General features: G+C 68.7%; 9 protein-coding genes. 6 read left to right on the top strand and 3 right to left on the bottom strand.

Annotated elements, in window-relative coordinates; translation table 11 throughout:
- Window positions 1–6: 6 nt before the first annotated feature.
- Window positions 7–2376 (top strand): phosphoribosylformylglycinamidine synthase subunit PurL, encoded by a 2370-nt coding sequence (gene purL / locus KBZ13_RS11520; protein ID WP_255009291.1) that lies wholly within the window; start codon window positions 7–9, stop codon window positions 2374–2376.
- A gap of 68 nt (window positions 2377–2444) precedes the next feature.
- The gene (gene purF, locus KBZ13_RS11515; RefSeq protein WP_255009289.1) at window positions 2445–3911 is read left to right on the top strand and encodes an amidophosphoribosyltransferase; all 1467 of its coding nucleotides are present in this window, start codon (window positions 2445–2447) and stop codon (window positions 3909–3911) included.
- A gap of 86 nt (window positions 3912–3997) precedes the next feature.
- On the opposite strand, the gene KBZ13_RS11510 is transcribed toward purF, so the two are convergent.
- The 3 genes from KBZ13_RS11510 to queG all read right to left on the bottom strand — a co-directional run bounded on the left by KBZ13_RS11510 (window position 3998) and on the right by queG (window position 8401).
- Window positions 3998–6454, bottom strand: coding sequence for a DNA topoisomerase (ATP-hydrolyzing) subunit A (locus KBZ13_RS11510; protein WP_255009287.1), 2457 nt, complete (start codon window positions 6452–6454; stop codon window positions 3998–4000).
- Window positions 6455–6530: 76 nt separating this feature from the next.
- Window positions 6531–7439, bottom strand: a complete 909-nt coding sequence (locus KBZ13_RS11505; protein WP_255009286.1) for a tetratricopeptide repeat protein — start codon at window positions 7437–7439, stop codon at window positions 6531–6533.
- A gap of 26 nt (window positions 7440–7465) precedes the next feature.
- Entirely contained in the window at window positions 7466–8401 is a 936-nt protein-coding gene (gene queG, locus KBZ13_RS11500) for a tRNA epoxyqueuosine(34) reductase QueG (protein WP_255009284.1), read from the bottom strand.
- 31 nt (window positions 8402–8432) lie between these two features.
- Here queG and KBZ13_RS11495 point away from each other — a divergent pair, with 31 nt between their 5' ends.
- From KBZ13_RS11495 to ftsY, 4 genes are read left to right on the top strand one after another with little or no spacing between them, the layout of a single operon-like run.
- On the top strand, window positions 8433–9086 hold the full coding sequence (locus KBZ13_RS11495) for an HpsJ family protein (protein ID WP_255009277.1): 654 nt from the start codon (window positions 8433–8435) through the stop codon (window positions 9084–9086).
- 53 nt (window positions 9087–9139) lie between these two features.
- A complete protein-coding gene (locus KBZ13_RS11490) occupies window positions 9140–9889 on the top strand; it encodes a DUF502 domain-containing protein (protein ID WP_255009276.1) in 750 nt (249 codons plus the stop codon).
- 27 nt (window positions 9890–9916) lie between these two features.
- Window positions 9917–10531 carry a transcription antitermination factor NusB gene (gene nusB / locus KBZ13_RS11485; protein ID WP_255009274.1) on the top strand — a complete coding sequence of 205 codons (615 nt, stop codon included), beginning with the start codon at window positions 9917–9919 and terminating at the stop codon, window positions 10529–10531.
- Window positions 10532–10534: 3 nt separating this feature from the next.
- On the top strand, window positions 10535–12016 hold the full coding sequence (gene ftsY / locus KBZ13_RS11480; RefSeq protein WP_255009272.1) for a signal recognition particle-docking protein FtsY: 1482 nt from the start codon (window positions 10535–10537) through the stop codon (window positions 12014–12016).
- Window positions 12017–12099 lie beyond the last annotated feature (83 nt).

The raw sequence follows: 12099 nt of genomic DNA, 5'->3' as shown, positions 1-12099 counted from the left end.
CGCTCCGTGGTTGCCAGCTCCTCCTTTTCGGTCGCCGATGCGCTGCGCAAGGAGGGCCTGAGCCAGGCCGATTACGACGAGATCGTTCGGCGCCTGGGCCGGGCCCCGAACCGGGCTGAGCTGGGCATGTTCGGGGTGATGTGGTCGGAGCACTGCTGTTACCGCAACTCACGGCCACTGCTGCAGGGCTTTCCCACCGAGGGGCCGCGCATCCTGGTGGGCCCGGGTGAAAACGCCGGTGTGGTGGATCTTGGCGAAGGTCAGCACCTGGCCTTCAAGATCGAGAGCCACAACCACCCCTCGGCCGTGGAGCCCTTCCAGGGGGCGGCCACGGGTGTGGGCGGCATCCTGCGGGACATCTTCACCATGGGGGCGCGGCCGATTGCCCTGCTCAACGCCCTGCGCTTCGGCCCATTGGAAGACGAGCGCAACGTGGGCCTGATGGAAGGTGTGGTGGCCGGCATCGCCCACTACGGCAACTGCGTGGGGGTGCCCACCGTGGGCGGTGAGGTGGCCTTCGACCCCAGCTACAGCGGTAACCCATTGGTGAACGCCATGGCCCTGGGGCTGATGGAAACGCCGGAGATCGTGCGCTCCGGCGCCGAGGGGGTGGGCAATCCGGTGGTCTACGTGGGCAGCACCACCGGCCGCGATGGCATGGGCGGTGCGAGCTTTGCCTCGGCAGAACTCAGCGCGGCCTCCCTCGACGATCGCCCCGCCGTGCAGGTGGGGGATCCGTTTCTGGAGAAGGGACTGATCGAGGCCTGTCTGGAGGCCTTCCAGAGCGGCGATGTGGTGGCCGCCCAGGACATGGGGGCCGCCGGACTCACCTGCAGCTGCTCGGAGATGGCCGCCAAGGGCGGCGTGGGCATCGAGCTGGATCTCGATTTGGTGCCCGCCCGCGAAGCCGGCATGACCGCCTACGAGTACCTGCTCTCGGAATCCCAGGAGCGCATGCTGTTCGTGGTCAGGGCCGGGCGGGAGCAGCCGCTGATGGAACGCTTCCGCCGCTGGGGGCTCCAGGCCGCCGTGGTGGGAAGGGTGCTGGCGGAGCCGATCGTGCGGGTGCTGCAGCACGGGCAGGTGGCCGCTGAAGTTCCCGCCCATGCCCTGGCCGATGACACCCCGATCAACCGCCACGAGCTGATCAGTGAACCGCCGGCGGACCTGCTGACCCATTGGCGCTGGAGCGAAGCTGAGCTGCCCGAGGCCACCGATGCTGGCATCGCCACCCCCAGCGGAACCCTGACCTGGAACGCTGTGCTGGAGAAGCTTTTGGATGATCCCACCATCGCCAGCAAGCGCTGGGTCTGGCGCCAGTACGACCACCAGGTGCAGGCCAACACCGTGGTGCTTCCGGGCGGCGCCGATGCCGCCGTGGTGCGCCTCAGGCCCCAGCAGGGTGCCGGTTCCCTCGCTGCGGTCACCCGTGGGGTGGCGGCCACCGTGGATTGCCCGAACCGCTGGGTGGCCCTCGACCCCGAACGTGGGGCGATCGCGGCGGTGGCCGAGGCGGCCCGCAACCTCAGCTGCGTGGGCGCCGAACCCCTGGCGGTCACCGACAACCTCAACTTTCCCTCCCCCGACACCGACCGGGGCTACTGGCAGCTGGCCCTGGCCTGCCGCGGTCTGGCGGAGGCCTGCCGCACCCTCGGCACCCCGGTCACGGGCGGCAACGTCTCGCTCTACAACGAGATCCGCCTGAGTGATGGACGGATGCAGCCGATCCACCCCACCCCGGTGGTGGGCATGGTGGGGCTGGTGCACGACCTGGCCCAGGTCACCGGTCTGGGCTGGCGAACCCCGGGGGATGCGATCTGGTTGCTGGGGGTTCCCCTGGAGGCTTCTGTGGAGAGTGCCGCTGTCGAGGAGCGCCTGTCGCTGTCAGGCAGCAGCTACCTGGAGCGGATCCACGGCCTGGCCACCGGCCGGCCGCCGCACACCGATCTGGAGTTGGAGGTTCGGGTGCAGGCTTTCCTGCGCCAGGCGATCAGCGCAGGCCTGGTGGTCTCCGCCCACGACCTGGCCGACGGCGGTCTGGCGGTGGCCCTGGCGGAGGCTTCGATCGCCTCGGGCCTCGGGGCGACGGTGCAAGTACCTCCCGGTGAGGTTCGGCTCGATCGTCTGCTGTTTGCCGAGGGCGGCGCCCGAATCCTGGTGTCGGTGCCGGCGTCACAGGCAGCTGCCTGGGAGGTAGCCCTGGAGAGTGCTGGTGCCTTGGGGGAGCAGGCCTGGGCCCAGCGCCTGGGGCAGGTGAGCGCCGAGCCGCAGCTCACCGTCAGCCGGGCGGATCAGCCACTGCTCACCAGCGCCATCGAGTCCCTGCGCGAGCGCTATGAGCAGGCCCTGCCCCGCCGCCTCGGGGCCCGGAGTTGAGGCAGACTGTTCATCACCCCTTCAAGGCGCCAGGCCCTGTGTCGCTCAGCGAACATCCCCTTGGATCGGTGAGCACCGCTGATCGGCCTGAGCGCCCTGATAAACCCGAGGAGGCCTGCGGCGTGTTCGCCGTGCTGGCCCCGGGCCAGCAGGTGGCGAACCTCACCTACTTCGGCCTCTACGCCCTGCAGCACCGCGGCCAGGAGTCGGCCGGCATCGCCGTCTTCAACGGCGACAAGGTGCGCCTGCACAAGGACATGGGCCTGGTGAGCCAGGTGTTCGACCAGGACGTGCTCGCCCGCATGCCCGGTGATCTGGCCATCGGACACAACCGCTATTCCACCACCGGCAGCAGTCGCGTCTGCAATGCCCAGCCCGTGGTGCTGATGACGCGCCTGGGACCCTTCGCCCTGGCCCACAACGGCAACCTCGTCAACGCCGGCGAGCTGCGGGCGGCGATCGCCGCCACCGATGCCGAGCTCACCTCCACCACCGATTCGGAGTTGATCGCCTTCGCCCTCCAGGAGGCGGTCAACGGCGGCCTGGGCTGGGAGGCGGCGATCCGCTGCGCCGTCGGCCGCTGCCACGGCGCCTTCAGTCTGGCGATCGGCACCCCGGAGGGTCTGTTCGCCCTGCGCGATGGCCATGGCATCCGCCCGCTGGTGTTCGGTGTCTTCGGCGATGGCGACGAACGCCACTGGGTGGTGAGCAGTGAATCCTGTGGCCTCGACATCATCGGCGCCACCTACATCGACGAGGTGGCCCCCGGGGAACTGGTGGCGTTCCGCTTCGGCGCAACGGAACCCGAGCGCGCCCGCTGGATCGAGCAGCCCACGAAGCTGTGCGTGTTCGAGATGATTTATTTCGCCCGCCCGGACAGCCGCTTCTTTGGCGAATCGCTCTACAGCTATCGCCACCGCATCGGTGAGGTGCTGGCACGGGAATCCGCCGTCGAAGCTGACATCGTGATCGGGGTGCCGGATTCAGGCATTCCTGCCGCCATCGGTTATTCCAAGCACAGCGGCCTCCCCTATGCCGATGGGCTGATCAAGAACCGCTACGTGGGCCGCACCTTCATCCAGCCCACCCAGGCCATGCGCGAAGCGGGCATCCGGGTCAAGCTCAATCCCCTGCCCGATGTGCTCTCTGGCAAGCGTGTGGTGGTTATCGACGACTCGATCGTGCGTGGCACCACCAGCCGCAAATTGGTGGCGGCCCTGCGCGATGCGGGGGCCACCGAGGTGCACATGCGCATCAGTTCACCGCCGGTCACCCATCCCTGCTTCTACGGCATTGACACCGACAACCAGGACCAATTGATTGCGGCTCGTCTCACCCTCCAGCAGATCGAAGCCCATCTGGGGGTGGATTCCCTGGCCTACCTGAGCAAGGAGGGCATGGTCGAAGCGGCCCATGCCGCCTCCGCCAACTTCTGCACGGCCTGTTTCGATGGCCACTACCCGATCGAGATGGAGGAAGAGATGCGCTCCAGCAAATTGATGCTCGAACCAACCGGGCTCGCGGCCACGGTCTGAGGCCTCAGCTTGCTGCCAGGATCTGCCCCGATGGCTCGCTGGGCTGAGGGGCCGCTCGTCTGGGCTGATGGATCCGTGGGATCGGCTCAGCGGATCAGGGGAACCAGCTCCTCAACGCTCTCGCCCGCCGGCAGGGGGAACAGCTGGCCGCTGCCACTGGCCTCCTGGGATTCAAGCTGGTCTGCCTGGAGGCGGAAGTGGCGCTTGTCGCCCACCAGCACACTCACCACCGCAGAGCCCAGGCCCTGCAGGTCGACCAACTGATCGCTGCGGTCCTTGAAGTGCATCCCGATCTGGCCGAGGTCACCGCGCTGGCAGCGGCGCAGGCCGGCGGCCCGCAGGCGCTTGAGCTGACCGCCACGGCTGGCCAGCAGCACGTCGTCACCCTCCCCAGCGGCCACAGCTCCGACCACCGCTTCCCCCGGCAGCAGCCGCATCAGCACGGGCCCCTGGGCCGTGCGCCCCATCACCGGCAGGTTGGCCTCATTCACCTCCAGTTTCAGCACCCGTCCGGTGCTGCTGGCCACGATCAGGTCGTCCCCTTCCCTGCAGCAGACCACCCGCCGCAGGACCACCTCATCGCGGAGTTTGAGCACGCTGATGGCCCGTCCGGAGAGCTCCTGGAACTCGCTGATCGGCAGGCGTTTGAAGCGGCCATCGCTGCTCAGCAGCCCCAGGCTGAGGGCTGGATCGCTCTCCAGGGGGAGCACCTGCACGACCCGTTCGCCCTCCAGGCTGTCGGGGAGGAACTTCTCCAGGTTGCCGGGTTGCTGACCGGCAAACTCCCAGCGCAGCAGGGCCACCCGGCCACCGCTGGTTAAGGCCAGCAGGCTCGGTTGTCCGGTAATCGGCAGGATCAGTCGGGCCGGGGCCGGGTGCTCCCCCAGCTCAACGGGCTCCTCCAGGTGCAGTCGTCCCAGGGTCTGGGGGGCCACGATCCGCACCTGGCCATCGCTGCTGATCAGCAGCCGGCCATCGCTGGCCAGGGCTCCGTAGGCCTGCTGGCGTTGTTGTTCGGCGTTGGGACGCACCGCCGCCGCCCGCAGGGCCACCAGGGCATCGCCCCCCTCCACCAGGCGGGTGCGGCGGGGGGTGTTGAAGCGCTTCTTGAGCACCTTGAGCTCATGCACCAGCGCCTCGAGCAGGCTGCTGCGGTTGTCGAGCAGTTCCCGCAGCCGCGTGCGCTCGTTCCGCAGCTCCTTGGCTTCGCTGCGAAGGCCGTCCTGCTCCAGGCCTGTGAGCCGGCGCAGGGGCATGGCCAGCACGGCCTCCGCCTGCCGTTCGCTGAGGTCGAGGTGCACCTGCAGGCTGGCCTTGGCTGAGGCGGCGTCGCTGGCCGCCTGGATCAGCTCGATCACCCGCTGGAGGGAATCAAGGGCTTTGATCAGCCCCTCCACCACCTCCAGTCGGTCCTCGGCGCGCTTGAGGGCATGGTTGGTGCGGCGGATCAGGGTGCGTTCGCGGTACTCCAGGAACTGCTCCAGCAGCTGGCGCAGGCTCAGTTGCTGGGGCTTGCCATTCACCAGGGCCAGCAGGATGGCGCCGAAGTTGCTCTGCAGGGCCGTGCGCCGTTGCAGTTCGCTCAGCACCTTGTCGGCTTCCGCATCCCGGCGCAGCTCCACCACCACGCGCATGCCGTCGCGATCGCTTTCATCGCGGATGTCGGCGATCCCGCCGATCTTGCCGTCGTTCACCTGCTCGGCCAGTTTCTCGATCCAGCCCGCCTTGCTGAGCTGATAGGGCAGCTCGGTGATCACCACGGCAGAGCGCCGGTGGCGGCCCTTGCCGGGTTGGACCTCTTCGATGTGGGCCACCCCGCGCATGGGGATGCTGCCGCGGCCGTTGAGATAGGTGTCGCGCACGCCGCTGCCGAGGAGGACCTCTCCGCCGGTGGGGAAGTCAGGGCCGGGCACCAGGGCCAGCAGCTTCTCGTCGCTGAGGTCAGGGTTGCGCACCAGGGCGATCACGGCGTCCACCACTTCCCCGAGGTTGTGGGGGGGAATGTTCGTCGCCATGCCCACGGCAATGCCCGAGCAGCCGTTCAGCAGCAGGAAGGGCAGCTGGGCGGGCAGCACCGTGGGCTCCTGTTGGGAGCCGTCGAAGTTGGGAGCGAAATCGACGGTGTCGCTGCCGATCTCATCGAGCAGCCCCTCGTGGGAGATCGGTGCCAGCCGCGTCTCCGTGTAGCGCATGGCGGCGGCCGGGTCGTCGTCCACCGAACCGAAGTTGCCGTGGCCGTCCAGCAGGGGATGGCGGCTGGCGAAGGTCTGCACCAGCCGCACCAGGGCGTCGTAGACCGCCTGGTCGCCATGGGGGTGGTACTTGCCCAGCACATCGCCCACGACCCGGGCGCACTTGCGGTAGGGCCGATCCGGGGTCAGCCCCAGCTCGTGCATCGCGAAGAGAATGCGCCGCTGCACCGGTTTGAGGCCGTCGCGCACGTCCGGCAGGGCCCGCCCCACGATCACGCTCATGGCGTACTCGAGGTAGGAGCGCTGCATCTCGTGATGCAGGGCGATGGGCTGGATGCGCTCCTCGGCCATCCGGGTTCGGGCTCAAGGGGCGGAAGGGGCTCAGCCTACAGATCTCGCTGCGGGCACCAAAACCCCTGAGAGAGCCTCATTCGTCGGGTTCCTGGCTGCCGTTGCCGGCATTGGCCAGGGCACGTTCGACCACCGATTTGAGCTCGGGACGGCCCAACAGCCGTTTGGTGGCGGCCCGCAGCTTGTTGCCCCAGAGTTGTTCCTTCTGGTACGTCTCCAGGACGTAGCTGGGTTCCCCCTCCAGGGCGCGCTTGGCCAAGCGCAGGGCTTCCTCGTTGTTGTTGCCGCTGCCGTTAAGGGCCGCGGCCAGGGCCAGGGTGGGCTCGGAGGCGCTGGATTTGATCTGCAGGGCCTGACGCCAGCGCTCGATCGCCTCGCGCGGGCGGCTCAGCTCGAACAGCACCAGGGCCTGGTTGTTGATCGCCTCCCAGAAGCCCTTGCGCAGGGAGGCGGCCTTCTCGAAGGAGCCGAGGGCGGCCGTGGGGTTGTTGAGCAGAATCTGGGCGTTGCCCAGGTCGAAGTGGGCCCCGGGGTTCTTGCCGTTCAGCTTGAGACCCTGCTCCAGGTAGCCAAGCGCCTGCTTCGGCTGGCCGTCCCGCAGGGCCAGGGAGCCCTGGGCGAACAGGATGCCCGGGTTGCGGGGATCCAGCTGCTTGGCCCGCGCCAACGCTTTGGAGGCCTCCTTGGGCTGGTTGCTGCGCAACTGGGCTTCCGCCAGCAGCACCCAACCCCGGGGGTCACCGGGCAGCAGTTGCACGGTCAGGGCCGCCAGCTTGGCGGCATCCTCGGGCTGACCCAGCCGCAGCAGGCGAGAGGCCGCCTGGGCGATGCCGAGGCCGGACGCCTCCAGTTCCTGGGGGCGAGGGATGTACACGTAGGGCACGAACGCCTGGGCCGCCGGCGCCGTCCCCACCTCCAGGCCACCGGCCACCAGGCCGAAGGCCAGTGGAGCGGCCGCCAGTGACCGCAACCAGCGGGGAATCATGGAGGTCTGTCGTGATTTGAAGCAGCCTAGGGGTCTCGCCCCAGGGCGGCCCTGACATTCCGTCGCCACATCCAGGGTTTGATGCGGCGCAGGGCTGAGGCCCTCAGCCGTTCATCCCATTCCGCGTCGCTCCAGCCCAGGGCCTGCTCGGGTTCCAGGTTCAGCATCCAGGGCCGCGGCTGCACATCCGGATCGCTGGAGGGCTCCAACGCCGGCCCGTTCCAGGGGCAGACGTCCTGGCAGATGTCACAGCCGGCCACCCAGGGCCCCAGGCCTGCCTTGATCGCAGCCGGAAGGGTTGGTTCGCGGCTTTCGATCGTGTGGAAGGCCAGGCAACGGCGGGCATCCACCACGAAGGGCTCGCTGATCGCGCCGGTGGGGCAGGCCTCGAGGCAGCGGCTGCAGCTGCCGCAGAGGGGCTCCGCAGGACTGTCGGCGGGCAGCTCCACGGTGGTGAGCAGGTGGCCGAGCAGCAGCCAGGAGCCCCTGTGCCGGTGGATGAGATTGCCGTTTTTGCCAATCCAGCCCAGGCCCGCCTCCTCCGCCCAGGCCTTGTCCAGCAGTGGTGCCGCATCCACGCACACCCGCCAGCGACTGTCCGGCACCTGCTGCCCCAGCCAGCGCCCCAGTCGCCGCAACCGCCCATCGATCACCCGGTGGTAATCCCGGCCCCAGCCGTAGCGCGCGATCGCCAGGGAGCCGGGGGCCCGCCCGGCGGCCACGTGGTAGCTCAACCCCACCGCCACGAGGCTGCGCACCCCCTCCAGCAGGCCTTCCACCCGGGTGCGGCGGGGGTCCGCCATCCAGCCCATCGACCCCTGGTGGCCCGCCTGGAGCCAGCGCTCCAGGGCGGCGGTGCGCAGGCGCAGATTGGCGCCACCGGGCACGGCGGCGATGCCGACCGGATCGAAGCCCAGCGCCTTCGCCTCCTGTTTCAGCCGCTGGGCCAGGTCGGTTCTCACCCGTACAGTTGCGCGACATCGTCATTGTGATGTGACCACCCTTGCCGCCTCCGGGCGTTTCTCCACCGTTCTGCGCTGGCTCGGCCTCACCCTTGTGGTGCTGCTCCTGCTGCAGCTCGTGGCCACCTTGATTCCCTGGGCCTGGAGCGAGGAGGCTTTCCGTCAGCTGGTGGTGGAACGCCTGGTGAGCCAGGCGCCCATGGCCCTGCTTGGGTTGCTGCTGGTGCTGCTCTCCTCACGCCTCGACCATCCCAACGAGAAGCACACCCCCGTCCGCTGGCTGGTCACCGGCATCAGTGCCGTGCTGGCGATCGCCCTGCTGGTGGCCGTGCCGGTGTCGATCAGCGGCGATCGGGCGCTCTCCGACCAGGCCGAGCAGCAGCTGGCCGCCCAGCGCAGCCAGGTGCAGGCAGCCCGTGCCCAGATGAAGAACCCCCAGGCCCTCGAGCAGTTGGTGGCCCAGTTGGAGCAGTCCGGACAGCTGCCTCCGGGCGGCACGGCCGAGCAGAAACTTCAGCTGGTGAAGGTGCAGTTCGAGAGCCGCTTGCAGCAGGCGGACAAGCAGATTCAGCAGGCCGAACGGGCCCGGGATCTGTCGATCAACCAGCGTCGGTTCGGCGGCACGGGCTCGGCCTTGGTGCTGGCGGTGGCCTTCACCTTGCTGGCGCTCGCCTCGGCGCTCTGACGGCTGGCTAGGTTGCACGGAGATCTACGACCGCCGGATCTCCGGGTCGCCACTTGGTTCAATCCAGTCCCCGAACCGATCAACCGCTGCCCAGCAGGCTCCAGCAGGATCTCAAGAACGACCTGATCGCTGGTCTGCTGGTGGTGATTCCGCTGGCGACCACCATCTGGCTGGCCACCACGGTCAGCCGTTTCGTGCTGGCGTTCCTGACCACGATCCCCAAGCAGTTCAACCCGTTCAACACCCTCAATCCGCTGCTGCAGGAGCTGATCAACCTCGGCGTGGGTCTGCTGGTGCCGCTGCTGGGGATCCTGCTGATCGGTCTGATGGCCCGCAACATCGTCGGTCGCTGGCTGCTGGAGTTCGGCGAAGGAACCCTGTTGCGCATCCCCCTGGCGGGATCGGTCTACAAGACCCTCAAGCAGCTGCTGGAAACCTTCCTGCGCGACAACTCCACGCGCTTTCGGCGGGTGGTCTTGGTGGAGTACCCCCGCGAGGGTCTCTATGCGCTTGGTTTCGTCACCGGGGTGATCGGATCTTCGGTGCAGGCGGGATTTCCTCAGCCGATGCTGAGCGTGTTCATCCCCACCGCCCCGAATCCCACCACCGGTTGGTATGCCGTCGTGCCCGAGACGGCCGTTCAGGACATCGACCTGTCGGTGGAGGATGCCTTCCGCACGATCATCTCGGCCGGCATCGTCAGCCCGGATGAGCGTGAAACACCGGCCAGCCGGAGTTTTTCCAGCTTGCTCGCCCAGCTGCGGGCCCCCGCTTATTCCACTCCTCCCCCCAACAAGGCCTGAGCCCAGGCTGGTCTCACCAGGTGCCCGATGCAGAGTCGATCCGTTGCCCGAGAACTGGCCCTGCTGATGCTGGGCCAGACCAACGACCGCGTTCCCGCCGCCGATCTGGCCTTGGATGGGCTGCTCAACCAGGCCTTGGCGACCCTGGCCCAGCACGTGCGTGAAGCCCTCGACCGCTCCGCCAGCGCCCTTCAGGAGGCGCAAGAGCATCTGCTTGAGAGCGAGTTGCTCGATGGCCAGGACCGCCTGCCCCAGGTGCGCGACCACCTGCAGCAGGGCCTCACCCAGGCGGAGCTGGCGCTCAACCAGCTTTCCGCCAGCCTGGAATTGCCGCGGCTGCTGCTGCTGGCTGACCAGGAGGGAGTGCGCAGGGGTGCGCTGGATCGCGCCCGGGCCGTGCTCCAGCGGCGGGAGGCCCTGGATGCCCGCCTCGATGGGGTGATGGAAGGCTGGCGCCTCACCCGCCTGCCGCGCATTGACCGCGACATCCTGCGCCTGGCGGCGGCGGAGATCGAGGCCTTCGGCACGCCGCCGGCGGTGGCCTGCAACGAGGCCGTGGAACTCGCCAATCGCTACAGCGACGAGCAGGGCCGGCGGATGATCAATGGCGTGCTGCGCCGTTTCACCCAGGCGGTGTCCTGAGCGATGGAGTTCGACTGGTTCCAGCGGGGTCGCAGCGCGGCCAGTGAGGGCGCGGCCCCCACGCCTGAGCCTGGGCCGATCCCAGAACAGCCGATCCCAGGCGCCACCGCTCCGCTGGAGGCTCCTCCCCCGCCTGAACCTGCCGCACCGGCCCCCGCGGCAGCGGCTGATCAGGCCCGCGAGGAGGCCCTCGACTGGGCGCGCCAGGCCTATGCGCGGCTGAAGCAGAAGCAGGAGGCCGAGCGCCTGGCCGCTGAGACGGCAGCAGGGCTGGAGGTCGCCGTCGTTTCGCCCGAGGCCCAGGCGCCGGCCCCTTCGGTGGCCGCTCCTCCCGAACCTTCTGGGGTCGAGCCACCCCAGGCGGGCTTGTCGCTGCTGGAGCAGGCCGCGGCCGAGCGCAGTCAGCGCCAACGGGAGTTGCTGGAGCGCGCTCCCCAGTCGCCGGAGGCACACGATGAGGATCAGCCCCAGCTGGGCGCCTTCGACGCCGATTTCACCTGGTCGGCGGAGGTGCTGGCGGCCCAGGGCCGTGAGCTCGATCAGGTCTCCCTGGAGGAGATCGACTGGCTCTCGCGTCTGCGGCGTGGGATGGAGAAGTCCCGCCAGGGGCTGGTCACCCAGCTTCTGGAGACCTTCGGTGATGACCCGCTCGGGCCGGAGGTGCTCGAGGACCTCGAATCCCTGCTGCTGCGCGCGGATGTGGGCGTCACGGCCACCGATCAGGTGCTCGAAGCCCTGCGCCGCCGACTCAACGAGCAGGTGGTGGACCCCTCCGAGGGGATCCGCTTCCTCAAGCAGCAGCTCCAGGAGTTGCTGGAGCGGCCGATCAACGCTAGTGGGCGTCCCCTGCTGGCCCCGGAGCGGGGCCGGTTGAACGTGTGGTTGCTGGTGGGGGTGAACGGTGTGGGCAAGACCACCACCCTCGGCAAGCTGGCCAACCTGGCGGTGCGCAGCGGCTACTCCTGCCTGATCGCCGCCGCCGACACCTTCCGGGCCGCGGCGGTGGAACAGGTGAAGGTCTGGGCTGAGCGCAGCGGTGTGGCCGTGATCGCCAACACCTCAGCCAATGCTGATCCTGCCGCCGTGGTCTTCGATGCGATCGGGGCGGCCCAGTCCAAGGGCCTCGATCTGGTGCTGGTGGACACCGCCGGACGGCTGCAGACCAAGCACAACTTGATGGAGGAGCTGGCCAAGGTGCGGCGCATCATTGATCGCCTGGCGCCGGAGGCCGCGGTGGAATCCCTGCTGGTGCTCGATTCCAGCCAGGGCCAGAACGGCCTGCGCCAGGCGATGGCCTTCGCCAAGGCCGCCGGGCTCACCGGTGTGGTGCTCACCAAGCTCGATGGCAGCTCCCGGGGTGGGGTGGCGGTGGCCGTGGCCTCCGAGGCTGGGTTGCCGATCCGCTTCATCGGCGCCGGCGAAACGATCCGCGACCTGCGGCCGTTCAATAGCTTTGAGTTCGTTGAGGCTCTGTTGGCGATCTAGGGTCCACGGCCCTGGGATACCCAGGTGCCGCTGCTACCTTTCGAGTCCTCCGCGGCCGCTCCGTTGAGCAGCCAGCCGTCCGC

This window comes from Cyanobium sp. ATX 6F1, from assembly GCF_024346315.1.
Taxonomy (GTDB): domain Bacteria; phylum Cyanobacteriota; class Cyanobacteriia; order PCC-6307; family Cyanobiaceae; genus ATX-6F1.
The sequence above is the reverse complement of the archived record's forward strand: the minus strand, read 5'-3'. Positions and strand labels throughout refer to the sequence as shown.

Excerpts from the sequence above, each read along its gene's own strand:
- KBZ13_RS11510 (WP_255009287.1), bottom strand. The coding sequence starts at position 6,454 with ATGGCCGAGGAGCGCATCCAGCCCATCGCCCTGCATCACGAGATGCAG.
- KBZ13_RS11505 (WP_255009286.1), bottom strand. The coding sequence starts at position 7,439 with ATGATTCCCCGCTGGTTGCGGTCACTGGCGGCCGCTCCACTGGCCTTC.
- nusB (WP_255009274.1), top strand. The coding sequence starts at position 9,917 with ATGCAGAGTCGATCCGTTGCCCGAGAACTGGCCCTGCTGATGCTGGGC.
- ftsY (WP_255009272.1), top strand. The coding sequence starts at position 10,535 with ATGGAGTTCGACTGGTTCCAGCGGGGTCGCAGCGCGGCCAGTGAGGGC.